26 protein-coding genes are annotated in these 24716 nt (G+C 59.2%); 8 read left to right on the forward strand and 18 right to left on the reverse strand.

Going from position 1 to position 24716, the window contains the following annotated elements:
- Nucleotides 1-4 precede the first annotated feature (4 nt).
- Genes urtC through urtE form a run of 3 tightly spaced genes read left to right on the forward strand, consistent with a single transcriptional unit; the run spans nucleotide 5 to nucleotide 2712 of the window.
- On the forward strand, nucleotides 5-1153 hold the full coding sequence (gene urtC / locus KR52_RS02785) for an urea ABC transporter permease subunit UrtC (RefSeq protein WP_038552183.1): 1149 nt from the start codon (nucleotides 5-7) through the stop codon (nucleotides 1151-1153).
- 32 nt (nucleotides 1154-1185) lie between these two features.
- Nucleotides 1186-1935, forward strand: a complete 750-nt coding sequence (urtD, locus tag KR52_RS02790) for an urea ABC transporter ATP-binding protein UrtD (RefSeq protein WP_038552186.1) — start codon at nucleotides 1186-1188, stop codon at nucleotides 1933-1935.
- A 51-nt stretch (nucleotides 1936-1986) separates the two neighbouring features.
- Nucleotides 1987-2712 carry an urea ABC transporter ATP-binding subunit UrtE gene (gene urtE / locus KR52_RS02795; RefSeq protein ID WP_038552189.1) on the forward strand — a complete coding sequence of 242 codons (726 nt, stop codon included), beginning with the start codon at nucleotides 1987-1989 and terminating at the stop codon, nucleotides 2710-2712.
- Nucleotides 2713-2777: 65 nt separating this feature from the next.
- On the opposite strand, the gene KR52_RS02800 is transcribed toward urtE, so the two are convergent.
- The 4 genes from KR52_RS02800 to KR52_RS02815 all read right to left on the reverse strand — a co-directional run bounded on the left by KR52_RS02800 (nucleotide 2778) and on the right by KR52_RS02815 (nucleotide 6162).
- Entirely contained in the window at nucleotides 2778-3053 is a 276-nt protein-coding gene (locus KR52_RS02800) for an FmdB family zinc ribbon protein (RefSeq protein ID WP_038552191.1), read from the reverse strand.
- Nucleotides 3054-3128: 75 nt separating this feature from the next.
- Entirely contained in the window at nucleotides 3129-4334 is a 1206-nt protein-coding gene (gene fmdA, locus KR52_RS02805) for a formamidase (protein ID WP_038552193.1), read from the reverse strand.
- A 182-nt stretch (nucleotides 4335-4516) separates the two neighbouring features.
- Nucleotides 4517-5566 carry a formamidase gene (locus KR52_RS02810; RefSeq protein WP_038552195.1) on the reverse strand — a complete coding sequence of 350 codons (1050 nt, stop codon included), beginning with the start codon at nucleotides 5564-5566 and terminating at the stop codon, nucleotides 4517-4519.
- Nucleotides 5567-5682: 116 nt separating this feature from the next.
- Nucleotides 5683-6162, reverse strand: coding sequence for a hypothetical protein (locus KR52_RS02815; RefSeq protein WP_051834254.1), 480 nt, complete (start codon nucleotides 6160-6162; stop codon nucleotides 5683-5685).
- A gap of 224 nt (nucleotides 6163-6386) precedes the next feature.
- Here KR52_RS02815 and KR52_RS14060 point away from each other — a divergent pair, with 224 nt between their 5' ends.
- Entirely contained in the window at nucleotides 6387-6806 is a 420-nt protein-coding gene (locus KR52_RS14060; protein ID WP_156957565.1) for a hypothetical protein, read from the forward strand.
- Nucleotides 6807-6830: 24 nt separating this feature from the next.
- Here KR52_RS14060 and KR52_RS02825 read toward each other — a convergent pair whose 3' ends face one another.
- Together KR52_RS02825 and KR52_RS02830 are read right to left on the reverse strand one after the other, a co-directional pair.
- The gene (locus tag KR52_RS02825) at nucleotides 6831-7076 is read right to left on the reverse strand and encodes a DUF1830 domain-containing protein (protein WP_038552199.1); all 246 of its coding nucleotides are present in this window, start codon (nucleotides 7074-7076) and stop codon (nucleotides 6831-6833) included.
- A gap of 431 nt (nucleotides 7077-7507) precedes the next feature.
- Complete coding sequence (locus tag KR52_RS02830; protein ID WP_038552201.1) at nucleotides 7508-8758, reverse strand: glycosyl transferase; 1251 nt, start codon at nucleotides 8756-8758, stop codon at nucleotides 7508-7510.
- 69 nt (nucleotides 8759-8827) lie between these two features.
- On the opposite strand from KR52_RS02830, the gene KR52_RS02835 reads away from it, so the two are divergent.
- Both KR52_RS02835 and KR52_RS02840 read left to right on the forward strand, forming a co-directional pair.
- On the forward strand, nucleotides 8828-10555 hold the full coding sequence (locus KR52_RS02835; protein ID WP_038552204.1) for an alpha-amylase family glycosyl hydrolase: 1728 nt from the start codon (nucleotides 8828-8830) through the stop codon (nucleotides 10553-10555).
- Nucleotides 10552-11343, forward strand: coding sequence for an HAD-IIB family hydrolase (locus tag KR52_RS02840; protein ID WP_038552206.1), 792 nt, complete (start codon nucleotides 10552-10554; stop codon nucleotides 11341-11343). The genes KR52_RS02835 and KR52_RS02840 overlap by 4 nt, the downstream gene beginning before the upstream one ends.
- A gap of 19 nt (nucleotides 11344-11362) precedes the next feature.
- On the opposite strand, the gene KR52_RS02845 is transcribed toward KR52_RS02840, so the two are convergent.
- The 10 genes from KR52_RS02845 to gcvT all read right to left on the reverse strand — a co-directional run bounded on the left by KR52_RS02845 (nucleotide 11363) and on the right by gcvT (nucleotide 22140).
- Nucleotides 11363-12175, reverse strand: a complete 813-nt coding sequence (locus KR52_RS02845; RefSeq protein WP_038552208.1) for an aminotransferase class IV — start codon at nucleotides 12173-12175, stop codon at nucleotides 11363-11365.
- Nucleotides 12172-13470 (reverse strand): anthranilate synthase component I family protein, encoded by a 1299-nt coding sequence (locus KR52_RS02850; protein WP_038552209.1) that lies wholly within the window; start codon nucleotides 13468-13470, stop codon nucleotides 12172-12174. Before KR52_RS02850 ends, KR52_RS02845 begins: the two co-directional genes overlap by 4 nt.
- Nucleotides 13467-14147 (reverse strand): 7-cyano-7-deazaguanine synthase QueC, encoded by a 681-nt coding sequence (gene queC, locus KR52_RS02855; RefSeq protein WP_038552211.1) that lies wholly within the window; start codon nucleotides 14145-14147, stop codon nucleotides 13467-13469. Before queC ends, KR52_RS02850 begins: the two co-directional genes overlap by 4 nt.
- On the reverse strand, nucleotides 14144-14998 hold the full coding sequence (locus KR52_RS02860) for an NAD(P)-dependent oxidoreductase (RefSeq protein WP_038552213.1): 855 nt from the start codon (nucleotides 14996-14998) through the stop codon (nucleotides 14144-14146). Before KR52_RS02860 ends, queC begins: the two co-directional genes overlap by 4 nt.
- An 82-nt stretch (nucleotides 14999-15080) precedes the next feature.
- A complete protein-coding gene (locus KR52_RS02865) occupies nucleotides 15081-15698 on the reverse strand; it encodes a 7-carboxy-7-deazaguanine synthase QueE (protein WP_038552216.1) in 618 nt (205 codons plus the stop codon).
- A gap of 9 nt (nucleotides 15699-15707) precedes the next feature.
- Nucleotides 15708-17357 (reverse strand): CTP synthase, encoded by a 1650-nt coding sequence (locus tag KR52_RS02870; protein ID WP_038552218.1) that lies wholly within the window; start codon nucleotides 17355-17357, stop codon nucleotides 15708-15710.
- Between the two features lie 69 nt (nucleotides 17358-17426).
- Nucleotides 17427-17897: a Dps family protein gene (locus KR52_RS02875; protein ID WP_038552221.1), complete on the reverse strand. Its 471-nt coding sequence runs from the start codon at nucleotides 17895-17897 to the stop codon at nucleotides 17427-17429.
- 23 nt (nucleotides 17898-17920) lie between these two features.
- Nucleotides 17921-19054, reverse strand: coding sequence for an RpoD/SigA family RNA polymerase sigma factor (locus tag KR52_RS02880; protein WP_038552224.1), 1134 nt, complete (start codon nucleotides 19052-19054; stop codon nucleotides 17921-17923).
- A 103-nt stretch (nucleotides 19055-19157) separates the two neighbouring features.
- The gene (gene aspS / locus KR52_RS02885) at nucleotides 19158-20987 is read right to left on the reverse strand and encodes an aspartate--tRNA ligase (RefSeq protein WP_038552227.1); all 1830 of its coding nucleotides are present in this window, start codon (nucleotides 20985-20987) and stop codon (nucleotides 19158-19160) included.
- Between the two features lie 49 nt (nucleotides 20988-21036).
- The gene (gene gcvT, locus KR52_RS02890; protein ID WP_038556766.1) at nucleotides 21037-22140 is read right to left on the reverse strand and encodes a glycine cleavage system aminomethyltransferase GcvT; all 1104 of its coding nucleotides are present in this window, start codon (nucleotides 22138-22140) and stop codon (nucleotides 21037-21039) included.
- Nucleotides 22141-22270: 130 nt separating this feature from the next.
- Between gcvT and KR52_RS02895 the strand changes: the two genes are divergently transcribed.
- Nucleotides 22271-22483, forward strand: coding sequence for a hypothetical protein (locus KR52_RS02895; RefSeq protein WP_038552228.1), 213 nt, complete (start codon nucleotides 22271-22273; stop codon nucleotides 22481-22483).
- An 85-nt stretch (nucleotides 22484-22568) separates the two neighbouring features.
- Nucleotides 22569-22964 (forward strand): cyclic nucleotide-binding domain-containing protein, encoded by a 396-nt coding sequence (locus tag KR52_RS02900; RefSeq protein WP_038552231.1) that lies wholly within the window; start codon nucleotides 22569-22571, stop codon nucleotides 22962-22964.
- Here the strand turns inward: KR52_RS02900 and speB are convergent.
- Together speB and speE are read right to left on the reverse strand one after the other, a co-directional pair.
- The gene (gene speB, locus KR52_RS02905) at nucleotides 22958-23836 is read right to left on the reverse strand and encodes an agmatinase (protein ID WP_038552234.1); all 879 of its coding nucleotides are present in this window, start codon (nucleotides 23834-23836) and stop codon (nucleotides 22958-22960) included. The two genes, KR52_RS02900 and speB, sit on opposite strands and share 7 nt — an antisense overlap.
- Nucleotides 23833-24675: a polyamine aminopropyltransferase gene (gene speE, locus KR52_RS02910; RefSeq protein WP_038552237.1), complete on the reverse strand. Its 843-nt coding sequence runs from the start codon at nucleotides 24673-24675 to the stop codon at nucleotides 23833-23835. The genes speB and speE overlap by 4 nt, the downstream gene beginning before the upstream one ends.
- Nucleotides 24676-24716 lie beyond the last annotated feature (41 nt).

Consider the following 24716-nt stretch of genomic DNA (forward strand, 5'->3'; position numbering starts at 1 on the left):
TTCGATGAAACTTTTTAAGCGCCTGATCCCTTGGATCCTTCTGGCTTTTGCCTTTTTTATCCTGCCGGCCATGGCGGATAGCGGTTTGTTCGGCTTTTCTCAGTTCCGATTGAATCTGTTTGGTCGCTACTTCTCCCTGGCTTTTGTTGCCCTTGGTATTGACCTCATCTGGGGTTACACGGGCTTGCTGAGTTTGGGCCAGGGAATTTTCTTCTCCCTCGGGGGGTATGCCATCGCGATGCACCTGTTGCTGGTCACCAAAAATGATTTCACCACAGGTGCCAACGGATTGCCCAAGTTTTTTGAGAACTATGGTGTTGATCAGTTGCCCTTTTTCTGGGAGCCATTCTGGTCCTTTCCTGCTTCCATTTTTGCCATTTTTATTGTCCCTTCCGTTGTGGCCGGATTGGTCGGTTACCTGATTTTTAGGAACCGTATCAAGGGTGTGTATTTCTCGATCATCACCCAGGCGTCATTAATGGTTTTCTACCATTTCTTCAATGGTCAGCAAAAACTTGTCAATGGAACCAATGGTTTGAAGACCAGCACGACTGAAATCTTCGGCCTGGTTGCCGGTTCGGATGAAGCTCAGGTGTTGTTTTATCGCATCACGTTGGTTCTTCTTCCTTTTGCCTTCCTGCTCTGCAAGTACCTTACTTCCGGCCGGTTTGGTGATTCGTTGATTGCGATCCGAGATGACGAACCACGTCTGCGCTTCTCCGGATTCAACCCAACCCCATTCAAGGTGATTGTCTTTGTTGTGGCAGGTGCTTTGGCCGGTGTGTCAGGTGCGCTTTACACCGTTCAGTCGGGCATTGTCTCTCCCCAGTTCATGTCGATCTCCATGTCAATTGAGATGGTGATCTGGGTCGCGGTTGGTGGTCGCGGCACGCTGGTGGGACCGATCATCGGCGCTGTTGTTGTCAACTACCTAAGAAGCCTTGTCAGTGAGGCACTTCCGGAAGCGTGGCTGTTTGTTCAAGGTGCACTATTCATCTTTGTTGTTGTGTTGATGCCTGACGGCATTTATGGCTGGTTCACCAAAGGGGGTTTCCGCACCATGCTTGCCGCCTTTGGTCTTGCTAAGAGGTCTGCGACCTACCCAAAGATCGATTTTGACGAATCCGTCCAAAGTGAGTCTGCATCGGTATAAATCTTTTCACTCTGATCTTTTGAAGGTTCTCCATGTCTCAAACTATTCTCGATCTCGATGATGTGAGTGTCAGTTTTGACGGTTTTTATGCCCTAACTGATCTCTCTTTCTCGCTGCGTCCTGGTGAGCTGCGCTCGATCATCGGCCCCAACGGAGCCGGCAAAACCACATTCCTCGATGTGATCACCGGCAAGGTCCGTCCTACCAAAGGGGATGTGATGTTGCGTGGTTGCAGCATTGTTGGCCTCTCCGAGCAAAAGATCTCTCGCCTGGGTGTTGGGCGTAAGTTCCAAACTCCTCGTGTGTTCGAGAATCTGACGGTGCAGCGCAACCTCGAGCTCACCGCCTCGCCCAATAAAAATCCGTTGTCACTCCTGACGGAATCCTTGAACGACACCGTCAAGGATGAGGTCTTTAAAATCATGGAGTATGTGGGCTTGGCTCCCTATGCCAAGTGGCAGGCGGGCTCGTTGTCCCACGGCCAGAAACAGTGGCTTGCCATCTCCATGTTGGTGGCCCAGTCCCCTGACATCATTCTCTTGGATGAGCCTGTGGCTGGCTTGACGGATGAGGAAACCTCCAAAACCGCCGACCTGATCAAATCCTTGGCGGGGGAGCACACCGTTGTGGTGATTGAGCACGACATGGAGTTCATCAGAGACCTTGGGGCTCCTGTCACCGTCCTCCATCAAGGCCAGAAATTGACGGAGGGATCCCTGGATGAGGTAAAGGCTGATCCTCGCGTGATTGAAGTGTATCTCGGTGAATCTGATGACCACTAAAGATCTATTCAATTAGATGTCGTGCCGACTGCAATCCTCGAATTATCCACCATGCATCCAACTTCATCTGACCTGATCCTCAAGGCTTCAGGCGTTAATGTTTACTACGGTGAAAGTCACATTCTTCGGGATGTCGATCTGCAGATCCCCAAAGGTGAAATGGTCTGCCTGATTGGCCGCAATGGCGTGGGTAAAACCACATTCCTGAAAACATTGATTGGTCTGCTCCAGCAGAAAAGTGGTTCGATTCAATACGAGTCAAATCAGCTGCTGAAGCAGCCCCCGTATCGGCGTGCACGCCATGGCATTGGATATGTTTCTCAAGGTCGTGACATCATTCCCCGACTGACGGTTCGCGAGAACCTGATGCTTGGTATGGAAGCTCTACCTGGCGGAATGGGGAAAAACCGTCATATCGATCCCTTCATTTATGAACTCTTCCCCATTCTTGAGGAGTTTCTGAATCGGCGTGGTGGTGACTTGAGCGGCGGTCAACAACAGCAGTTGGCCATTGCTCGTGCGTTGCTTGGTCAGCCAAAGTTGCTTCTGCTTGATGAGCCGACTGAGGGGATTCAGCCATCGATCATTCTTGACATCGAACGGGCTGTTCAGCGCATCATCAAGGAGACCGGGATCAGCGTTCTGCTTGTTGAACAGCACCTCCACTTTGTACGTCAATCGAACTTTTATTACGCCATGCAGCGTGGTGGAATCGTCTCCAGTGGCCCCACTGCTTCCTTATCAGAAGCGGTCATTCAGGAGTTTCTGACTGTTTGAATCCCACTCAACCCCCCCCCCCGCAACAGCTGTTGCGGGGGGGGGGGGGGACTGATTTCGACAGTTCAGCAACCGCGATTCAGCATCCAAGGACGTGTGGTGCTTTCCTGCAGCCGTGGTCTGGTGGATGGTTCCCGCATTTTTTTGGTGACGAGTTCAGGTTCCTTCCGTTCAGATTTCAAGCGCAATCCACCTGTGAGCATCATTGGTGGATTGAACAGACGCCGTCCCTCACTTCCGCACTCCGGACATTCCGTTCTGGTGTCACGATCTGAGATCGATCTCCAAACGTCATAGGTGGGACATTGGTTGGTGGAACAGGCGAATTCGTAAACAGGCATTGTTTCGAGGGTATCAAAACAAAGGAGTCAACCATGTGATTGACTCCTTTGTTTCAGAGCTTTTCGGTGTTTTCCTCAGCAAGGAAGAATGTCTTTGTCAAAGATGGAGGTTGGCAATGCCAGGGTGCAGCATGCATTGGGAATGTCGACAATGCCGCTGATCCTGCCTTCGACAGGTGCACAACTCAAGAGCAGGTAAGCCTGTTCGCCGGTGTAGCCGAATTTCTTCAGGTACTCAATGGCATTCAAGCAGGCACGACGGTATGCAATGTGCACATCCATGTAGTACTGCTTGCCTTCGAATTCATCAACAGAAATACCCTCGAACACGAGGTAGTCGCTGTAATGAGGCTCAACAGGGCTGGTCTTGAACATGGGATTGACCATCCCGTATTTGGCCATGCCACCCTTAATCAGATCAACATGCAGGTCGAGATAGCCTGACATCTCGATGGCACCACAGAAGGAGATCTCTCCATCACCCTGGGAGAAGTGGATGTCTCCCATGGAAAGTTTTGCCCCTTCCACATACACAGGGAAGTAGATCCGTGTGCCTTTGGTGAGGTTCTTGATGTCGCAGTTACCGCCATGTTCCCGGGGAGGAACGGTGCGTGCTGCTTCATTAGCGATGCGATCGAAATCACCCGCCGCCACATTGCCAAGAATGGCACTGTTGGGGTTGGGCAGGGCGGCGAGCACGGGCTCACTGCCGGAAAGACCCGCACCGTAGGTCCTGCGATCCGGTGCGGTGTTGACCAGTTCTGTTTCCCTGCGGTTCCACTCGTTGAGCAGTTCCATGGACGGGGCACAGCCGATCAATCCAGGGTGCGTGATTCCCGCGAAGCGCACACCGGGGATGTGGCGCGATGTGGTGTAGACACCTTCCAGATCCCAGATGGCTTTGGCTGCTTTGGGGAAATGATCGGTCAGGAACCCGCCGCCATTCTCTTTGGCGAAAATTCCCGTGAACCCCCATTCATCACCTTGGAGGGCACCTACCTCAAGGATGTCCACCACCAGGATGTCTCCGGGCTGAGCACCGTTCACCCAGATCGGGCCACTCAGGACGTGAACCATCTCCAGGTTGACGTCAGCGATATCTTGCGGGTCGTCGTTGTCCTTGATCTGTCCATCGGTCCAGTCCTTGCATTCGATGCGGAACACATCACCTGGATTGACGGAGGCAACAGCAGGAATGTCGGGGTGCCACCTGTTATGACCAGGCATCTCCTGCTGGTCCATCGGCTTGGTGAGATCCACCTTAAAAAGGGTCTCGGGCATGAAAAAGCACTATCAACCAACAACATTCAAATCAGCACCAAAAAGGGGAGATGTTGTGGCTGATACTTATTTTGTCGAATAATTTTTTGCTTAAATGTATTCGTATTGAATCGCACTAAAACTTGGCTGCTTTTTTGATAATGCCCGGAGCTGGTGCCAGGCAGCCCCGGGCGCAAGCGCGCCTACAACGCGACCGACTCAGTTGGTTTGGCAGCTGTCGTTCCGTTCTTTGGCATCGGACCCAGCTTCACACCTTCGGGGTAGTACTTCCATCCATCACGGATCCGAACGCTGCTGTCCCAGGGGAGTTTGTATTCGCCTTTGGCCAGGTCTTCAACCCAGGTGAGGTAGTTTTCTTTTTCGCCACCAGGCTTGCCCACATAGGCACGGCATCCAAGGTTGAAGATGTTGTTTTCGAGCGCCCAATTTTCCCTTGCCTTGTCAACAAGACGCGGGAATAGCTCTGCTGTAACGATCTCCCAGGGGTTCCGATGCCCTTGTTGGATGACGTTACCGTCGTAGTTGCAAACTGTTCCTTCGCCAAAGTAGTAAAACACACCATCGTATCCAGCAAGGTTCACCGAAATCGTGTACATCAGATTTTGCCAAGCATTGGTTCGGTTGGTCCAGATCCACTGATCATTCACTTGGGTTGAGTAACCAGAAATGCGGATGTAGACGTTCGCCCCCTTGTACGCAGCTTCTCGAGCAAGTTCTGGGAACATGCCATCATGGCAGATGCAGACTGCAAGCTTCGAGCCTTTGGGTCCATCGCAGACAGGCATGCCGTAGTTGCCGGGCGACCATGGTTCGATGGGGACCCATGGTTGCAGTTTCCGATAGTGAAGTGCTATTTCGCCATCCGAATTGATGATGATGGCTGAATTGAACGGAGGTTTGCTTGGGTCGTCGTTGACCTCCATTAATGAAAACACGCCCCATACATCGTTCTCTTTGCAGGCTTGTTTGAAGCGGCCGATCTCTGGTGAATCGATGGTCAGGAGCATCTCATCGTATGTCCAGATCGATGTGTTCAGCCCCTGAGTCGAGTACTCCGGCATCACGATCAGATCAGCTTCCGGATAGCCGGCCTTGGTTGTCGCCACTGCCTTGCAAATTTGATCAACCTGGGTCTGAATATCTTCTGGTCCTTTGATTACAGGAACCGGATACTGAATCATTGCAACGAGGAGTGATTCGTCCCAGGAACTTACGCTGCCTGTGCTGGCCATAAAAAAGAATGGGAATCATTCTTATTTTCTCTCCTGCATTGGTGGCCGGCTGTATCTTCTGCTGCAGCTTTCAGTTTTTGCCTTGAAAAAGAGTCGCTTTTGATACCTTCGAGGGCTTAGTTGTCTTGGAAATCTCCCTTCCGGCAGGCGTTTTGGGCAAGCCGTTGCGCCCAGGCTGGTGCCTTTTCTCTGCCCTTGTTTTTCGTGGTGCCGTCGAAGTAGATCAACAGTTGCCAGTCGGTGTTTCCGCCTTCCGCTCCGGGGGTCTCGCCTGATTCCAGCCAGCGGCCGTAGATGTTGTCGTAGTTGGGCCAATTTGGCAGGTTCGGCATGCTGCACACGGCGTTGACCTCCGCAGCCTTTGCTTCTGCGGCAGGACTGCTGACTGCAACCCCGCCATCGAACAGTCCGTTGGGTGTTCCGGGCCGAAATGCCTTGGTCAGTGTGATGGTCGTTTCGCCTTCGGTCACGAGCGCATCGCCGGGCTTGGCATCCTGCAGCCGTGTCTCTGTTGGCGTGCCGCTACAGGCTTGGCAGAGCAAGGCCGCAGCGGCAGCCAGCAGGATTCGAGGTGTTGTGGCAGCTTGTTTTGGCATGACCTTGTGATGCCCCTCCCTGGGCCGAGACGCCCCTCTGTCTACATCCCGCTCCAACCGTTAAAAAAGTTTTTTTTTGACCGATGTGTAGTCATCCGAACGCCCTTAAGCGAGTTTGAGCGGAGAAGCTTTGTCTGTAGCAACGGCTACATTGCGTTCACCCTGAACCAGGGCGCATCTACAACGAGCCAGGGAACGGGGGCTCGTCTTCTGCCGTCGTCGCCATGTCAGTTCTCACTTTTCGCGGAGTCCGTTACGAACGGGGTTCTCAGCTCTCCAACTCTGAAGTTCCTGTCCAGCGGTTGGTGTATCGCTCTCCTGCCCAAGAGAAGCGCGTCATCCGCTCGGCTCCCACGGCGGCTCTGCTCCAGCTGGAGGACCCAAAGGAGGAGACCCCTCTTGTGTATCGCAGTGTTCCGGTTCGGCCCCTTCAGGCCAAGAGGCTTGACCGTGCCCCGATTCAACGAGGAGGAATCATTCGCTCTCGCATGACAGCTGAGCTGCTCGGTATTAACCCTGTAAAAGCTGCCGGCGCCCCTGTACATCCCCATGGTGTTGTTCGATCTCGTGCCACTGCTCATCTCCTCGGGCTGGACAGCGCGAGATCCAAGCCAACCCGTGTGTATCGAGGTATTGCCTATTGACGTGATCCGCCATGACCAGCCCAGCTAGCTGGCCCAGAGGGATTCCGTTGCAGGCTCTTCATTCATGGCGTAGTCGCTTACATCGGCACGCACATGCAACATCTGCCCGCTCATTGACATTTTCCAGATTTCTAGGCGTGCATCCTGAGGCGCTTCAAACCAGAAGACTTCCGTAGGCATCACCACCTTCTCGCGATAGAAGTGGTCCTTACCAATGCATTTCACGATCACCATCCGGTCGGTGTCGTTTCGGTAAACGCACTCAATCATTCTAGGCATTTTGGATGATGCCAATTTCGTGCGCTTAAGGCAAGCCGGGTGTTTGATTGGTCACCGAATCAGCACGTCTTTAGATTTGGTACAGGAACGTTGATACGAGGTGAAGACTTTTTGTAGTCTTCGCCACTTGTCTGGGCAGCTTTGAACGAAGGCTGGCGTTCAAGCGTTCGCGCAGTCCAAACAGCAGCATTCCGGTTTCACGTCAAGCCATTCTTTTTTGTGGCCAACTGTGTGATTGATGGATCGATATGGGGGAAAGGAAGCCTGGAGGAATGAAGCGGGTTGAGGGTTGTTCCGTATTTGATTCAGAGGTGAAGCCCGCCAATCAGGCAATCGCTTCAGGCCTGGCTGCCAACGCTCCCGAGCACCCTGGACGGTGATGAAGCTGGAGAGATTGTGCTGGAGCCATTTCTTGTTTTGTTTTACGCAGCAAGCTCAGAGGCCAATCGTTGTGGGTTGTGATTTGGCCGCTTCAGGGAGATTCGGTCGGCCTGCCCTGCTTCGGCCAGATCAGCTTGCAGGGCTGAGTTGCAACTGCGCAGTCGCGACCAGCTGGGCAGCTGATGCGCAATTGGTGCCTGCATCAGTTTGGCCAGGCCAGGGCGCAACAATCCTGCGAAGTTCTGCACAGCCAGTTCTTCACCGTGGCGGTCATAGGGCAACCGATTGATCGCTGAATCAAGTCCGAATTGGCGCACGCGATCCTCTCCGACCCGCCGATACAGCACCTCAAGTGTCGGCAGTTGATCCATCGACATCACGCAGCCCTCGTGTTCCATCAGTCCCCGCAGGACTGTTCCAAAGATTTCGCCGGCCATGCGCTGCAACCCTTCAGTCGGTTGCTGGCCCAGTTCCTTGTGTTTGTGGTCAAACAGCCCAAGGTCAACTTGAGCAATGCGGCTGGGTGCTACGTGTCGATACACCTCAGAGAGCAGGCCAACCTCCAGCCCCCAGTCGGAGGGGATACGCAGATTCACCGCCAGATCGGTGGTGAAGGCGAACTCACCCGCCAGGGGATAGCGGAAGGATTGCAAATAGGCCAGGTAGGGAAGGGGGCCGAACACCTGTTCCAGACTGGCCAGTAGCGGACCAACGAACAGGCGGGTGGCGCGGCCTTGCAGGGCCTGGGTTTCCAGGGACAGGCGGCTGTAAAAAGCTTTGACGTAGGCAATGCCGTGGGATCGATCCAGCAGAGGGCGAAGCATGCGCTCTGGATACGCCGACCCGAAGGTTCTGATGTCGGCATCAAACAGGCCAACCACCTCAGCGTTCTGGCATGCCACCCCGAGCCCTTGCCAGACGGCCCAACCTTTGCCCGGTGGCCCTGTGACGTCGAGCCCCAGTTCGCCGACGGATTCGAGTAACTCCCGAACAGCGGGTCCATTGGTCCAGTGCACCCGAACGGGGAAGGGCATCCCTTCAAAAAATTGTTCTGCCGTCTTGACGTCTTCGGCGCTTTTGGCTGCCAATGCAACCACCAACTCGTTGAGTCCCTTCAGTCCTGAGAGCGTGTCTCGGATCAGGCCCAGGGCCGGTCGGCTGAATTCCTCCATCAGGCAGGGGATCAGCAGGGTGGTGGGTCGTTCACTCAGTTCCTTGTTGAAGGCAAATGCATCGAGGTTGCCCAAGCTGTAGTCATGAACGGTGCTGATCAAGCCCTGCTGAAAATCCATGTGGTGTTCGATGCAACAACAGAGGTCAGAGTCCTGCCTCATACCTGAGCGGTGTTGAGGAGGAAGGTGATGCAGCTCCCGCGCGAAGAAACGCTGCGGATACTGCTTGGTGATCTTTACCCCGACGATTCTTCCGGGGACGGCCAGGAGTTGTCGTCGCAATTGCTGCAGATCTTGAGCCAATCGTCAGGAGATGGCGATATGGATGAACACATGCACCGTTGGGATGGCCGCGATGTGGTCTTGATCACCTACGCCGACACCATTGCCGATGAGGGTGTGCCAGGTCTTCAAGCGCTGAAGGCGTTTGTGAATCGCCATCTTCATCCCTTTGCAGCTGTGATTCATGTGTTGCCGTTTCTGCAATCCACCAGTGATGGGGGGTTTGCGGTGGCCAGCCACACAAAGCTCGAGACGCGTTTCGGCGATTGGAGCGACCTTGCCGCCCTCGCCCATGGCCGGCGGCTCATGGCTGATCTCGTTCTCAATCACGTGTCGGCGTCTCACCCCTGGGTGCAGCAGTTCATGCGGGATGAAGAGCCCGGCCGCTCCTGCGTGCTGGAGGCAGCACCTCATCCCTGCTGGGCGGATGTTGTTCGTCCACGCAGTTCCAATCTGTTCACGCAATTGAGGGGCCCGAAAGGTGCGCGCCAGGTGTGGACCACCTTTGGTCCTGACCAGGTTGATCTCAACTGGCGCAGTGCGGAGGTGCTGCGAGGCTTTGCCCGTTTGATGCAGCGCATGACTGAACACGGGGTGCGTTGGATCCGTCTTGATGCTGTGGGTTTCGTCTGGAAGGAACCCCACACCTCCTGCATCCACCTGCCGCAGGCCCATCAACTGGTGCAGGTGTTGCGCCTGCTGCTCGATCAGGTGGGGCCCGATGGCGTTGTGGTGACGGAGACCAACGTGCCGGAGCAGGAAAACCTGTCGTATCTGAGGAGTGGTGATGAAGCGCACCTGGCCTATAACTTTCCGCTGCCGCCCTTGTTGCTGGAGGCCAGCGTCAGTGGCCGCGCCGATCTCCTGAATGCCTGGCTGAGTCGTTGGCCCCACTTGCCGCAGCAGACAGGGCTGCTCAATTTCACCGCCTGTCATGACGGCATCGGCTTAAGGCCGCTGGAGGGCCTGATGCCCAAGAAGCGCTTGTTGCAGCTGTTGATCGGTTGTGAACAACGGGGTGGACTGGTCAGCCACAGGATGCTGAGTTCAGGCGACGAAGTTCCCTACGAGATCAATATCAGCTGGTGGAGTGCCATGGCTGATGGGGGAATTGATCCCACCTATCTCCAACGGGAGAGGTTTTTGCTGACCCAGCTGATGATGTTGGCCTTGCCCGGCGTTCCGGCCTTCTACCTGCCCGCGTTGCTGGCGGCTCCCAATGATCTGACCCGCTTTCGCCGCACGGGCCATCGACGGGATCTGAATCGGCCCAAGTTCACAACTCAAGCCTTGGAGCGACGTCTCGCGGATCCTGATGCCGATCCATCGATGCTGCTTCCGGTGCTCAGGCGGGCTCTGGCGGAACGTGCTGTACATCGGGCATTGCATCCGGATGCCTCCATGACGGTGCTGAGCGCGGATCGGAGTGATTGCGTTCTCCTGCAGCGTGCCCGCGGGGGGGAAACGTTGGTGGCGGTTCACAACATGACGGCATCGCGACTGAGCTTGCGCCTCAGTCGCTTGGGTGGCGATGTGAACGAGCCCTGGGCCGATTGCCTGAGCGGTCAGTTGTTCGCACCACAGCAGTTGCATTCGCTAGAGCCTTATGCGGTTCATTGGTTGGTTCAGCCATGACCGCGGGTGTCGAGTCGAGCTGGTGGGTGGTGACCGATCTCGATGGCACGTTGCTGGATCACAACTACGACTGGTCGCCCGCCAAAGATCTCCTCTGCCAGCTGCAACAGCGCCGGGTGCCGGTGATCCCGTGCACCAGCAAAACGGCGGAGGAAGTGCGTGGCTTCAGAGCAGAGGCGGGGCTGCATGACCCATACATTGTTGAAAACGGCGGCGCTTTGCACGGTGAAACTTCCGCCGGGGATCCTTGGGAGCTCGCTCTGGGGGTGGATTGGACGGAGCTGAAACCCCAGTTGCAGCGTCTTCAGGATGAGCTGGGTGAGCCCCTGCGTCCGTTGGATGAACTCAGCGAGGCAGAGGGTCAGCAGTTGTTAGGGCTCAGTGGTGAGTCTCTGCGCCAGGCGCAGCGGCGCTGCTTCAGTGTTCCTTTCGTTCCGCCGTCGGCGGAGGGTCGGCACCGGCTCGACGTGTTGGTGCAGCGGATGGGGCTGACCGTGGTGCAGGGCAACCGCATGGGGCATCTGCTGGGCCCAAACGTCAGCAAAGGCAAGGCCTTGGCGACCTTGAAGCGTCATCTGGGCGCCGAGCAGGTGAAGGTTTTGGCCTTGGGGGATTCCCCCAACGATCTGCCACTGCTCGATGTAGCCGATGTGGCCGTTGTTGTTCCTGGACCGAGCGGCCCCCATGCTGAGTTGCGTTCCGGCATCGCCGCCGGGAGATTCCAGCTGGCTGCTGCCCCCCATGCCAGCGGTTGGGATGAGGCTGTGCGCCGGATACTTCGGATCTAGGCCGTCGCTGGCCCTCGGCTCAATGGAGCAGGGCGTGCCATAGCTCCACTGCAGTCGTCGTTGCCGCCATGGGCTGACCGTTGTGGGATGCGATCGGACGGCAGCTGAGGCTGTTGATCAGAACGGCCTGATCGTCGGCATCGAACTCGGCCGTCAGCTCGGTTTCTACCGCAATGCCCTGGGCCAGTGCACGGCCCCGCATCACCCCTGGAAGACAGCCGCTGCTGAGGGGCGGTGTCAGCCACTGTCCGTGACGCCTAACCAGCAGATTGGCGGCCGTTCCACAACTCATGACCCCAGCCGTGTTCAAGAGCAGAGCGTCGTCGGCTCCTTGGTCCTGCGCTTCCCTACGGGCCTGGATGGCTTGTCCGTAGGCGAAGGTTTTGCAGCGGCTCAGCCGGCTGGAGGCGTTGCGGCACTCATGGCGGCTGGTGATGGTGGTGATGGATGTAAACGTCGGCGTGCAGGGATGGAGGGTGAGCCAAAACCGGTGATGTCCTGAGGCTGGAAGACCGATTCCGCGTTGTTCCGTACTGCCACGGCTCCAGTTGAGGCGCAGGGCCCCATGGCCTTCGCTCAGCCGGTTGCGTTGAATCGCTTCCTGAAGGAGAGGTTCCACTGCGTTGCGCTGGGGTGGTGGGTCCATGCCCAGCAGCGCAGCACTGTTGGTCCATCGCTGCAGGTGCTCCTCCAGGAGTTGCGGCTCACCGTTGCGGACCAGCACGGTTTCAAAGAGGCCATCTGCGAGGAGCAGAGCCCGGTCGTCGAGCGGAAGCTTCAGGCTTGCTGTTGTTCCCCACTGGCCGTCGAGCCAGGCAATGGATGACGTCATGTCAGCGCCTCCAGCAGCGGCTGCAGTTTCCACATCAATTCCTCTGCTTCGCCGAGGGGATCCGAGTCGGCCACAATCCCGCAGCCGGCATGGGCCCTGAGGGTGTCGCCCTGTCGAAGCAGAGACCGAATCAAGATGTTGCTGTCGAAACTGCCATCCCAGTCGACCCGCAGCAGCGATCCGCAGTAAGGCCCCCGGCTGGTGGGCTCGAGTTCATGCAGCCGTTGGCAGGCCCGCAGTTTGGGTGCCCCGCTGATTGACCCTCCAGGCCAACAGGCTTCCAAAAGATCGACCCAACTCAACCCGGCATTCAGCTGTCCCTCCACGACCGAGGTGAGGTGATGAACGGAGGCATAACTTTCGAGTCCCACCAGTTGGGGAACCTGAATCGAACCCGGCCTGCAGGCACGACCAAGGTCGTTGCGCAGCAAGTCGACGATCATCACGTTTTCCGCGCGGTCTTTGTCGCTGCACACGAGTTCTGCGGCAAGGTTTGCGTCGTGTTCAGGCTTGGCATGGCGCGGTCTCGTGCCTTTGATCGGTCGGGTTTGCACGGCTCCCTGGGCACTTACCTGCAGAAATCGTTCCGGTGAAGATGACATCAACGCTTCGTTCTGGTCGCTGATGATCAGTCCTGCAAAAGGAGCTGGACAGGTGTTTCTCAGGGTGAGAAACAGTTCCAAAACACTGCTTCCCTCGGGCCAGGCTGTGCTGCAACACGCCGTGAGATTGGCTTGGAAGAGATCGCCTGCTGCGATCAGTTCACGGATGTGCCGCACGCCTGCGGCGTACTGATCTGTTGTGGTGTGGTGACGCCATGCCTCGAGAGGGATGGCGGCGGGCTTGCCCGTGGGTGGCTGAGTGCGAGGAACCAAGTGTTGGGTCAGGTTCTCCAGAGCCTTGGTGCTGGAGCCTTCGATCCATACCCTGCGTCGCTGGAGATCGAAGCGCAGCACCGGATCGTGGCGGGCGATCCAAAGCGTGGCCATGCCATCGCTAGCCCAGGGATTTCCCGGTTCCACCCATGCGGCGGCTTCATAGCTCAGCCAGCCGCACCAATGCCCTGGGGGCAGCCCACGCAGGGCCTCGAAGGGATTGGTCGCTCCTGGTTCCCAGGGGAGGCCGCGACAGCAGATGATCTCCTGAGGGGCGGCAGCCAGGGTGGCCCATCGCCCCAGCTGGCTTCCGTCGCCATCCAGCCAGACCAGGCCCTGTTCCCCATAGGCATGGGCCAGTTGGCGGGCCAGGGCTATGGGCTCCTGCCAGGGCAGGTCAAGCCGCTTCGGGCTGATCATTCCATCGCCTGGCTGCAGAGGTCAGGCCGTCCTGCTTCGCGCAGTGCCGCATCGCGAATGCGGCAACTGTCACAGACACCGCAGGGAACGGTTCCGCCGCTGTAGCAGCTCCAGGTTGTAGCGATAGGAACATCCAGGCGAAGAGCTTCCTCAACGATGCGAACCTTGCTCCACTGCACAAGGGGCGCCCAGAGTTGGGCGCCATGACCTTCACGACCTGCCTTGCTTGCCAGGTCGGCAAGAGCTTGGAAGGCCTGGAGATAGTCAGGTCGACAGTCTGGATACCCCGAGTAGTCGATCGCATTGACACCAATGACCAAGCGTTCGGCACCACGTGCCTCAGCCAGGCTGAGGCCAATGGAGATGAACACGGTGTTGCGCCCGGGCACATAGGTGGACGGGATGCTGCCCCCCTCAACGCCGTCGGTTGGAATTGAGATGCTGGCGTCGGTGAGGGCTGAACCCCCCCAGCTGCCCAGATTCACGGCGATGCAGTGATGCTCTGCCAAGCCAAGCCGCTGAGCGACGGCAGCGGCGGCATCCAATTCGCGGCGATGGCGCTGGCCGTAGTCGAAGGAGAGGCCGATCACGCGGTCGCCTTGCTCGACAGCAAGTGCTGCGGCTGTGGCGGAATCCAGCCCGCCGGACAGCAGAGCGATGGCAGTGCGTTGACTCATTTCAGGATGGTGAGTTCGTGCAGAGCGCAATAGTCCTGGTCGTCCAGCTCAGTGCCCTGCGCTTGTTCGAGCAGTGCAAGCAAACCGGAGAGTCCATGGTTTTGGAGTCCAGCGGTTGTGGCTTCCTCCAGAAAAAGGCGTAGGTCTTTACGCAGTAAGGCGGTGCTGAAGTTGGGATCGCCGTAGTGGTGATCCAGCATGCGCTGGAGTTTTTTGTCGAAGGTTGGTGCGTAGAGCGCTGAGGGCCGCAGGATCTTCAGGAAGGTTTCCACCGAAACCCCGTTCTGCTGAATCAAATGGAGGGAGAGCGAAAAGCTGTGGGTCAGGCTGGCGATCATTTGATTCAGGGCAAGCTTGGTGGCTGAGCCACTGCCCACCGGCCCGACGTGCAGCGGCTGCTCCGCGACATGCTTCAGAAGTTCCTGCTGTTGAGTGAAGGCATCGCTCTCACCACCCGCCATCACCAGCAGGGTGCCGCTCAGAGCCTGCGGCCGGCTCCCGAGAACCGGTGCCTCCAGGTAACGCCCACCTTGGTCAGCGACTTGCAGGGCGAGCTTGCGGCTTTCCTCTACGCCCATGGTCCCCATCGGGATCACCGTTGAGTCCTGCAAGGCTCCAACAGCACTGATCACGGATGCTGTCGTGGCCCCATCACGCAAGACCGTGATCAGGGTTCGGTTGTTCTGTGCAGCTTGGCTTAGATCGTTGATCGCCGTCGCTCCCTTCTTCACGAGAGGGACGAGGCGAGAGGGGTCGCGATTCCAGATGTGGACATCGAGCCCCTGCTCCAGCAATCGCGTGGCGATGGCCGATCCGAGGAGCCCTGTGCCCAGAACGCCCACTGGGGTCATGGCTCAGGCGATCAAGTGCTTCAGTTCCACCTCAACGTAATGGGACCATCACGAGGATCGATGGGTTGGGGCGTCCCTCTCATCAGCGGATTCCAAGCCATTTGTGGCTCTGCAGGCTGAGGCGCCATTGGGTGTGTTCACGCACATGCGCTACAGCCAGTTGTTCTCCTGTGGTGCTCTCCCATCCCGGCTGGAGCAGTCGCAGGGTGTCCGTCTGACATTGCAACTCCATTGCAGCAGCAAAGCTGATGTCTTCCGGGCCATGCACGACGACCTTCAGCTCATGGCAGGCCTGCAGGAGGTCCTTCCGCGGTGGGTTGTGGCGTTTGGGGGAGAGCGTGATCCAGTCGAAGCGTCCGCTCAGCGGATCCACCCCACTCGTTTCCAGGTGAATGGGTAGGTCAACGTGATGATCAAGGGCCTGGGTCAGGGGATCAAGGTTCTGATGGAGAGGTTCTCCACCCGTGACCACAACGAAAGCAGCTCCATTGTTTTGAGCGTTCAGAGCCAGTTGAGCCAGCGTTTCAACGTCAACGGCAGGATGCTGGTCTCGGGGCCAGGAGTGCTTCGTGTCACACCACGGACAACCAACCGTGCAGCCGGCCAAACGGATGAAGAAAGCGCTGCGTCCCGAATGATGGCCTTCCCCTTGAAGGGAATGGAACGTCTCCACCACAGGGAAGAGCGAGGCATCAGCCATGGATGGCGCTCATGGGATGGCAATGTCTCCTTTGTGACGCAAGGCCTGGGCAGGGGAATCGGGAAGACGTTGTTGGGCTGCTTCGATCAACCCCCGGAACAATGGATGTGGTTGTCCAGGGCGGGATAGGAATTCGGGGTGGTACTGGCAGGCCGTGAAGAACGGATGCCCTTTCAGTTCGATCAATTCAACCAAGCGCCCATCTGGGGAAGTACCGCTGACGACATATCCAGATTCCAGGAAGAGAGTGCGGTAGGAATTGTTGAATTCGTAACGGTGGCGGTGACGTTCGTAGACCACCTCTGCCCCGTAAAGCTTCTGAGCCAGGGTTCCAGCCGCAATCCTGCAGGGGTAGACCCCAAGCCGCATCGTTCCGCCGAGGTCAACCACGTCCTGCTGTTCCGGCAGCAGGTGAATCACGGGATGGGGAGTTTCCGCATCCAATTCGGCACTGGTCGCTTCCGCCAGGCCGGCCTGGTTGCGGGCCCACTCGATCACTGCGGTCTGCATCCCGAGGCATAGCCCCAGGAAGGGAACGCGTTGTTCCCGGGCCCAGCGGATGGCTGCAATTTTTCCGTCAACGCCTCGGTTGCCGAATCCACCGGGCACCACCACGGCATCCATCCCGCGCAGAAGTGCATCAGCACCTTCGGTTTCAATCTGTTCCGCGCAGACCCAGTGCAGGTCGAGGGAGGCATCCTGGGCAATGCAGGCATGCTGCAACGCTTCCACAACCGAGAGATAGGCGTCGTTCAGTTGGACGTACTTGCCCACCAGGGCCACCTTCACCGACGGGCCGGGGTTCCGCAGGTTGTGCACCAGTTGTTCCCATGCCGCCATGTCGCTGTCATGGTCTGCGAGGTTCAGCACGTCCAGCACTTCACGGCACAGCCCCTCCTGTTCGAGGGTCAGAGGAACGGCGTAGATGCTGTCGGCATCCAGGGAGGGGATGACGGCGCGGGTTGGTACACCGCAGAATCCGCCGATCTTGCCCTTGAGATCGTCGCTGATCTCGCGATCACTGCGGCAGACCAGTACGTCCGGTTGGATGCCGATGGAGCGCAGTTCCTTGACTGAGTGCTGGGTCGGTTTGGTCTTGAGTTCTCCGGATGTACCAATGAAGGGCAGCAGGGTGACGTGGATGTAGGCCAGATCGTTGCGACCCACATCCCCTCGGAACTCACGAATGGCTTCGAGAAAGGGGAGTGATTCGATGTCACCCACGGTGCCGCCGATCTCGGTGATCACCACATCGGCACTGCTGTTGGAGGCAACCCGGTGGATGCACTCGCGAATTTCACCGGTGATGTGGGGAATGACCTGAACGGTGCCGCCGTTGTAGTCGCCGCGCCGTTCCTTGTTGATCACCGATTGGTAGATCGAGCCTGTGGTCACGCTGTTCAGTCGCGACATGGCCGTGTCGGTGAAGCGCTCGTAGTGACCGAGGTCGAGATCGGTTTCTGCCCCGTCTTCGGTGACGAAGACCTCCCCATGCTGGAACGGGCTCATCGTCCCCGGATCCACATTGAGGTATGGATCCAACTTCAGGATTGATACGTTGTAGCCCCGTGACTTCAGCAGTCGGCCGAGGCTCGCCGCCACAATTCCCTTGCCAATGCTGGACACCACACCACCGGTGATGAAGACGAATTTGGCCATGACCTGCCGGGCGACTCTTCAAACTACCTGGCGTTGGTCGTGGGCTCCAGAGCCCAGTCGGTCGATCCGTCAGCTGTCGAGCAGGCTGCGCAGCATCCAGGCGGTTTTTTCATGCACCTGGAGGCGTTGGGTCAAGAGGTCTGCACTGGGTTGATCGTCTGCCGCGTCAGCCAGGGCGAAGACACCGCGGGCTGTTCGTGCAACCGCTTCATGGCCCGCCACCAGCTCCCGCACCATGTCCAAGGCCGGAGGATGTTGGTCAGCTTCCGGGATGGAGGACAAGCCCGCCAGGGTGCTGCCGCCATGGGGAGCCATCAGGCCAAGGGCTCGGATCCGCTCGGCAATTTCATCCAGTGCGGTCCAAAGCTCGGTGTACTGCTCCATGAACATCAGGTGCAGTGTGTTGAACATTGGCCCGGTCACATTCCAGTGGAAACCGTGGGTTTTTCCGTACAACACATAGGTATCCGCCAAAAGCCTGCTGAGACCATCGGCGATGGTGTCGCGCTGTTCTTGGGAAAGACCAATGTCGATGTCCATCACTTGTGACTCGTTTCGTTGGTTCAGGAATCAAGGCCCTGGATGTAATCCCGGACCTTGATGCGCCGTTGCGGTTGTCTCAGTTTGAGCAGGGCGCGGGTTTCGATCTGACGAACGCGCTCCCTGGACAGTTTGAGTTCTTCTCCGATCTGGGCCAAGGTCTGGGGGATGTCATCTTCCAGGCCGAAACGTCTCCGCAGGACAGCGGCCTCCCGACTGGTGAGTTCATCCAAGAGATCCTCCAGGTCGTTGTGGAGTTCGTCGTGGGTCAGGGTTTGTTCAGGGGTGGCATGGCCGTCTTCAATGAGATCCCCGAGCTGGGTGTCCTGTTCGCGGCCGACGCGGGTGTCCAGAGACACCGAGCGGGGCACACGGGCCAGGGTCTGGCGCACGGTGTCCTCACTGATGCCCAGTTCTCGAGCCAGATCTGCGATGGAGGCGATGCGACCTTCGTTGCTCGCAATCTCCTGCTGAACCCGTTTGATCCGGTTGAGTTTTTCGGTGACGTGGACGGGCAAGCGGATGGTGCGGCTCTGGGTGGCGATGGCCCTGGTGATGCCCTGTCGGATCCACCAGTAGGCGTAGGTGCTGAACCGGAAGCCGCGGGTGGGATCGAATTTTTCCACCGCCCGTTCCAGCCCGAGTGTCCCTTCCTGCACCAGGTCCAGGAGTTCCATGCCCCGCTGCTGGTACTTCTTGGCCACCGCCACCACCAGCCGCAGATTGGCCTGAATCATGTGGTCCTTGGCCCGCCGACCGTTGCGGAGTGCCAGTCGCAGGTCTTTGGCCTCCAGTTGAGCCTGCTCAGCCCAGATCTGATACCCCCGGTCGATCCGCTGTTGTAGCTCCTGCATGGGCAGTCCGGCCGCCCTGGCCCATTCCTGCTTTGTAGGCCAGTGGCTGTGTTGATTCGCTTCCCGGCGTTGCAGTTCTTCGAGACGATGCAGTTCCCCGATGGCTGCGTGGCTGTTGGCCAGATCCCGTTGCTGCATCAGCAGTGCTTCGCGGCGCTGCACCAGACGGGCCAGGGTGACCTCCTCTTCGTTGGTGAGCAGGTCGACCCTGCCGATGTCCTGCAGATAAAGCCGCAACAAATCCGTCGTACCGCTGCTGCGGCGCTCACGGGTCCCCCCTGTCCGTCGGGGCTTGCTGGGCAAAAGCTGGCCTCGGTGAAGTCCAACTTCAGGGTTCCTCGCCGTCGACCTCAGTGCGACAAATGCGCTGATTCCCTTCGGGATCTGCTTCGGGCTGCTGCAGAGGTCAGTCCTCCTGTTCCGGCTCGACCCATGTGCTGGCCACATGCAGTTCCTCCAGCTGTTTGTCGGCCACGCCTCCCGGGGCATTGGTCATTAGGCAGCGGGCTTGTTGGGTCTTGGGGAAGGCGATGGTGTCGCGGATCGATTCCTCCCCAGCCAGCAGCATCACCATGCGGTCCACACCGAAGGCCAGGCCGCCGTGGGGAGGTGCGCCCATATCGAGAGCGTCCATGAGGAAGCCGAACTGCTCTTGGGCCTCCTCAAGGGGCAAACCAACCGTCTGCAACACCTGCCGCTGCAGGGCGGAGTCATGGATGCGCAGGGAGCCGCCGCCGAGCTCAAGGCCATTGAGAACGAGGTCGTAGGCCTGGGCTCGAGCGCCGGGGAGGGTGTCAGACCACTTCGACGCATCGCTGCCGAGATCCTCGGCATTGGGAGCGCAGAAGGGGTGGTGCAGGGCCTCGTATCGGTTCTCGTCGCTGTTGAACTCGAACATCGGGAAGTCCACCACCCAGAGGAAGTTCCACTGGTCGTTGTCGCAGTCGGCCTTGACCATGCCCAGCTCCTTGGCCAGGTACTGGCGCACCCGGTCGAGAGCCTTGTTCACCGTGGCGGTGTCGCCGGCGCCGAACAGCAGCAGGGTGCCGGGTTCCGCGCCGGTGCGGCTGAGCAGCTCCTGCTTCTGCTCATCGCTGAGGTTGTCCTTGATGGCGCCGATCGTGTCGATCTCACCGCCGTCGCGCACCCGGATGAAGGCCAGGCCACCGGCACCGGCTTTCTGGGCCTCGCTGAACACATCACCGCCGGGTTTGATCCGAACGTTGCTCACCGCATCGTTGCCGCCGGGCACCGCGATGCACTTCACCGCGCCGCCGGACTTCACGGCACCACTGAACACCTTGAAGCCCATGTCCTTGACGATGTCGCTCACGTTGGTGAGTTCCATGCCGTAGCGGGTGTCGGGCCGGTCGGTGCCGTAGCGCTCCATGGCGTCATGCCAGGTCATGCGGGGGAAGGGCCGCGGCAGCTCGATGCCCTTCACGGTCTTCCAGATGGCGCAGATCAGCGCTTCGTTCAGCTCGAGGATCTGCTCCTGATCCATGAAGCTCATCTCGATGTCCAGCTGGGTGAATTCCGGCTGGCGGTCGGCCCGCAGGTCTTCGTCGCGGAAACAGCGAGCCACCTGGTAGTACCGCTCGATGCCACCCACCATCAGCAGCTGCTTGAACAACTGGGGGGACTGGGGCAGGGCAAACCATTCGCCGCCGCAGACCCGGCTGGGCAGCACGTAGTCGCGGGCGCCTTCCGGCGTGGAGCGGGTCAGCACCGGGGTCTCCACCTCGATGAAGCCTGCGTCTTCCAGGAAGCGACGGGCGGCCTGGATGGTCTGGGCCCGCAGCCGCAGGTTGTCGTTCATGCGCTTGCGGCGCAGATCCAGATAGCGGTGGCGCAACCGCAGCTCCTCGCGGGTGTTTTCCTCGTCGTGCACCGACACGGGGAAGGGCAGGTTGCCTTTCACGCTGTTCAGCACAGTGATGCCGCTGGCCAGCACCTCCACGGCCCCCGTAGCCAGCTTGTCGTTCAGGGATTCGCCAGGCCGGGCCCGAACTTTTCCTTCGACCTGCAACACGGTTTCGCTGCGCAGATGCTCGGCGACGGCGAAGACGTCGGCGCCCAGATCCGGGTCCACCGTGATCTGCACCGTGCCGCTGCGGTCCCGCAGGTCGATGAAAATCACCCCACCATGATCACGACGTCGGTCCACCCAGCCGCACAGTTGCACCTGCTGATCGATGTTCTGTTCGCGCAGGTCGCCGCAACCGTTGCTGCGCATGGGATGTCTTCACTGGAGAAAAGCGAGTTTCCCACAGCAACGGTGTGGTTCAGGCCCGTTTGTAGAAGGGCTTGCGAACGACCGTTGCTGGTTGGGCCTTGCCGCGGATCTCAACGCTCAGTTCGGTGCCGAGCTTGGCGAGGGATGGGGGCACGTAGGCCAGGGCGATCGCTTCTTCCAGGGTGGGGGACCAGGTGCCGCTGGTGACGATGCCGACCGTTTCCCCGTTGTGCACAACGGGGTAGTCGTGGCGGGCAATGGCACGACCCCGCAGCTTGAGGCCCACCAGGCGTTTGGCGGGGCCGGATTCTGCCGCCTGCTCCAGCGCCTGTCGGCCGACAAAATCCATGGGCATTTCCAGGTGCACGAGCCAACCCAACCCCGCTTCGAAGGGGTTGGTTTTGTCGTTCATGTCCTGGCCGTAAAGGTGCATGGCGGCCTCCAGACGCAAGGTGTCGCGCGCCCCCAGGCCGCAGGGGGTGACTCCGCGATCGAGCAAAAGCTGCCAGAGCTTTTGCCCGTCGTTGGCGTTGAGCAGCAGCTCGGCACCGTCTTCGCCGGTGTAGCCCGTGCGAGCGCTGAACACCGCTTGGCTCAGGCCCTTGAGCTTGAGCATCCGGTGGCCGAAGCGGGGCAAGCCGCTGAGGTCTTCACCGCTCAGCTCCTGCAGCACTTCCATGGCCTCAGGGCCCTGGAGTGCGAGCAGCACCCCGCCGTTTTTGATGTCGGTCACCGTCAGGCCGGCGGGTTCCATTTGTTCACGGATCCAGGCGGTGTCACTGTCGGCGCAGGCGGCATTGATCACCAGCACAAGCGCACCCCGTTCGGTATCGATGGCACCGCAGTCGTAAACGATGAGGTCGTCGCGAATACCGCCGCGTTCGTTCAGCAGAACGGAGTAGCAGGCTTCGCCGGGACCGATGCGGTGCAGATCGCTGGGGAGCAGCCGTTGCAGCGCATTCTTGGGATTGGTGCCCTCCAGACGCAGCACTCCCATGTGGGAGATGTCGAACATGCCGACCCGTTCGCGGACGGCCTTGTGTTCCTGAATCAGGCCGCTGAACTGAACCGGCATCTCCCAGCCGGCAAACGGCACCATGCGCCCTCCGGCGCTCCGGCAGGACTCAAACAGGGGAGTGCGCTGCAGGGACATGGGGGCGGCGGGTAAGAAGCGCATTCTTATGGAGGGCTTCACGATCCGGAAGGGAACCCGGAAATTTGCCCTGGCTCATGGTCCGTTTCGACGACCGTCACTAGCTTGAGCGCGTTTCCGGGGCGAGTGTTTGGCCACCAGCTCCTGCTGTCGCAGCTGTCAGTACTGCACCCTGCCGGCAGGTGCAAGGGGGTGGTGCCGTCTGCGCCGGTTGGAGGTGCATGCCGAGCTTGCGGATCTGATGGTCTGTCATCACTGGACCCCCCGGTCCCCCAAGCTTCCGGCTCTGCAGAGCAGCGGTGTTGGTGAGCGTCAGCTGGAACTGGATCGCGGTTTGACCTAAGTCCGGGTGAACGACCTCGCTTTGCCATTGCTGATGGCCTCCACAGGATTAACGCGGGATACTGCAGCCAACCCCCGTTGTTGCTTTGTCCGCCTCAGCACCGCTGACGCCTCTGGAACTGATCCAGGAACAGCCTGAGGTGGATCGCCTGACCCTCCCTACCGGTACAACTGTTTTCAGTTCCGGTGAGCCTGTGCAGTTCATCCATGTGATTGAACGGGGATGGATGGAACTGAGCAGCGGTCCGATGAACCGCATTCGCTTTGGTCGCGGTGAATTGTTTTTCTATGAGGATCTGGTGGATGGCACCGAGTGCCACAGCCGTGATGCCACGGCGGTAACGCCCGTTTCGCTGTTCCGCTTAAGCCGCTCCAATTTTCTGGCGCTCATCCATCGGCACCCAACGCTGGTGCTGCAATTGCTCAGCAAACAGCACAGCCGGTTGCGGCAGCAGCGGGCTGATGCACGCCACTTTTACTGATCGGTTCCCAGGAGCAGCAGCAGGCTGCGGGTCACCTTGGCGGCCAGCACGGAGCTGATCCCGCTGGTGTCGAGTTGTGGGGCCAGTTCCACCACATCGGCCGCCACCAGGCGATGGTCCCGGAGCACCCCGATCAGGCTGGCGAAATCAGACCAGTTGTACCCACCAGGTTCAGGGGTGCCTGTACCCGGCAGAGCTGAGGGGTCAAACCAGTCCAGGTCGACAGTGAGATAGATGGGTTTTCCCTTCAAGGGATCGAGGGCCTGTTGAAGGGCATCGATGCTGGGCATCAGCCGGCCGCTCTCGTGCAGTTCGGTGAATTCCTCTCTGGTCCCACTGCGGATCGCGAGTTGAAACAGCGTCTGGCTGGGAAGGACCTCCAAACAGCGGCGCATGGCGCAGGCATGGCTGTGGCGGGCCCCCAGCCAGCTGTCCCTGAGGTCGGCATGGGCATCCAGTTGCACCAGCACCAGGTCGGGGTGGCGTTGTGCCACGGCCTCCACGGCACCGGAGCTGATCGAATGCTCCCCGCCCAGCATCAGAGGCCTGAGGCCCAGGGCGAGAACGGCTTCAGTCGCCTGCTTCACCTTGGTGAGAACCGGTTCAGGGGCACCAAAGGGAATGTCGGCGGCACCAAGATCCGCAAAGTCGAGATCATCGAGATCCAGGTCGAGTTGCGGGCAATAGCTCTCCAGGCCAGTGCTCACCTCTCGGATGGCTGCGGGTCCGAAGCGGGTGCCAGGCCGAAAGGAGGTGGTGCCGTCGTACGGGACACCAAAGAGGCCGACGCGGCAGCCGGCAGGATCCCGCCGGGAGCCCATGAAAATGGTTCCGTCGCTGTCAAACAGTCCGCTCGGCGGCAATGAAGTCATGACAGCAACTCCCGTTCGATAAAGGCGGGGATGGCGTCCATGGCCCCCCGCTGCCAGCGCGGTGACCAGATCTCGCAGCCATGGGCGATGGCCTGGCTGCGCTCGGGATCTGGAGTGCGGTAGCGGGGTGTTTCCATGGCGGCGAAGGTCCAGCTCCACCAGCCGCTGGGGTACATCGGCACCCAGCCATAGAGCGGGTCGGCGTGGTCAAACACCTCGCGCAACAGGCGCACCATGGCGATGTGGACATCGCCGAAGGCTTCCGGAGATTCGCTCTGCGTGCCGAACACGCCTCCTGGCCTGAGCAGACGTCGGCAGTCCTCGAAGAAGGCGCGGTTGAAAAGACCTTCGGCGGGTCCAGCGGGGTCAGAGCCATCTACCAAAACAACGTCGTAGCTCTGGTCGTCAGCCTCCGCGGCCCAGGCGATTCCATCCCCCACCGTGAGCTGGAACCGCGGATCGGCCCAGGCGGATCCACCGATGTCGGGGAGGTGCTCGCGGCTCAGCTCCACCACCCGCCCGTCAATCTCCACCATGTCCAGCCGCTGGACGTCTGGATGACGCAGGCATTCCCGCGCGGTGCCGCCGTCTCCACCACCGATCACCAGGATTCGGTCGATCGAGCGGGCACTGCACAGGGCTGGGTGCACCAAAGCCTCGTGATAGTGGCGTTCCTGCTGTTCCGCTGTCATCCAGCAGCCATCCAGCAGCAGGCCCCGCCCATAGCGCTCACTGCGAATCACGCTGATGTGCTGGAACGGGCTGGTCTCCTCGACCAGCACCTCTCCCTTCAATCCATAGCGGACGCCGCGGTGCTCTTCGTCAATCCAACTGCTCATGGGGCGTGGTGGTCATCTCTCCAGCTAAGGACCCAGGGGGG

Origin of the sequence: Synechococcus sp. KORDI-52 (assembly GCF_000737595.1) — a bacterium.
Lineage (GTDB): Bacteria > Cyanobacteriota > Cyanobacteriia > PCC-6307 > Cyanobiaceae > Parasynechococcus.

What these genes read in the sequence shown, in the direction of transcription:
- KR52_RS02840 (WP_038552206.1), top strand. Translation starts at nt 10,552, where the DNA reads ATGACCGCGGGTGTCGAGTCGAGCTGGTGGGTGGTGACCGATCTCGAT.
- KR52_RS02875 (WP_038552221.1), bottom strand. Translation starts at nt 17,897, where the DNA reads ATGGACATCGACATTGGTCTTTCCCAAGAACAGCGCGACACCATCGCC.
- fmdA (WP_038552193.1), bottom strand. Translation starts at nt 4,334, where the DNA reads ATGCCCGAGACCCTTTTTAAGGTGGATCTCACCAAGCCGATGGACCAG.
- KR52_RS02870 (WP_038552218.1), bottom strand. Translation starts at nt 17,357, where the DNA reads ATGGCCAAATTCGTCTTCATCACCGGTGGTGTGGTGTCCAGCATTGGC.
- KR52_RS02830 (WP_038552201.1), bottom strand. Translation starts at nt 8,758, where the DNA reads ATGGATTTTCAGCAGGGCTTGATCAGCACCGTTCATGACTACAGCTTG.
- speB (WP_038552234.1), bottom strand. Translation starts at nt 23,836, where the DNA reads ATGACTTCATTGCCGCCGAGCGGACTGTTTGACAGCGACGGAACCATT.
- queC (WP_038552211.1), bottom strand. Translation starts at nt 14,147, where the DNA reads ATGAGTCAACGCACTGCCATCGCTCTGCTGTCCGGCGGGCTGGATTCC.
- urtC (WP_038552183.1), top strand. Translation starts at nt 5, where the DNA reads ATGAAACTTTTTAAGCGCCTGATCCCTTGGATCCTTCTGGCTTTTGCC.
- aspS (WP_038552227.1), bottom strand. Translation starts at nt 20,987, where the DNA reads ATGCGCAGCAACGGTTGCGGCGACCTGCGCGAACAGAACATCGATCAG.
- gcvT (WP_038556766.1), bottom strand. Translation starts at nt 22,140, where the DNA reads ATGTCCCTGCAGCGCACTCCCCTGTTTGAGTCCTGCCGGAGCGCCGGA.
- urtD (WP_038552186.1), top strand. Translation starts at nt 1,186, where the DNA reads ATGTCTCAAACTATTCTCGATCTCGATGATGTGAGTGTCAGTTTTGAC.
- KR52_RS02815 (WP_051834254.1), bottom strand. Translation starts at nt 6,162, where the DNA reads ATGCCAAAACAAGCTGCCACAACACCTCGAATCCTGCTGGCTGCCGCT.
- KR52_RS02860 (WP_038552213.1), bottom strand. Translation starts at nt 14,998, where the DNA reads ATGACCCCAGTGGGCGTTCTGGGCACAGGGCTCCTCGGATCGGCCATC.
- KR52_RS14060 (WP_156957565.1), top strand. Translation starts at nt 6,387, where the DNA reads ATGTCAGTTCTCACTTTTCGCGGAGTCCGTTACGAACGGGGTTCTCAG.
- KR52_RS02835 (WP_038552204.1), top strand. Translation starts at nt 8,828, where the DNA reads ATGCAGCTCCCGCGCGAAGAAACGCTGCGGATACTGCTTGGTGATCTT.
- KR52_RS02800 (WP_038552191.1), bottom strand. Translation starts at nt 3,053, where the DNA reads ATGCCTGTTTACGAATTCGCCTGTTCCACCAACCAATGTCCCACCTAT.
- KR52_RS02845 (WP_038552208.1), bottom strand. Translation starts at nt 12,175, where the DNA reads ATGACGTCATCCATTGCCTGGCTCGACGGCCAGTGGGGAACAACAGCA.
- KR52_RS02850 (WP_038552209.1), bottom strand. Translation starts at nt 13,470, where the DNA reads ATGATCAGCCCGAAGCGGCTTGACCTGCCCTGGCAGGAGCCCATAGCC.
- KR52_RS02810 (WP_038552195.1), bottom strand. Translation starts at nt 5,566, where the DNA reads ATGGCCAGCACAGGCAGCGTAAGTTCCTGGGACGAATCACTCCTCGTT.
- KR52_RS02865 (WP_038552216.1), bottom strand. Translation starts at nt 15,698, where the DNA reads ATGGCTGATGCCTCGCTCTTCCCTGTGGTGGAGACGTTCCATTCCCTT.
- KR52_RS02825 (WP_038552199.1), bottom strand. Translation starts at nt 7,076, where the DNA reads ATGATTGAGTGCGTTTACCGAAACGACACCGACCGGATGGTGATCGTG.
- urtE (WP_038552189.1), top strand. Translation starts at nt 1,987, where the DNA reads ATGCATCCAACTTCATCTGACCTGATCCTCAAGGCTTCAGGCGTTAAT.
- speE (WP_038552237.1), bottom strand. Translation starts at nt 24,675, where the DNA reads ATGAGCAGTTGGATTGACGAAGAGCACCGCGGCGTCCGCTATGGATTG.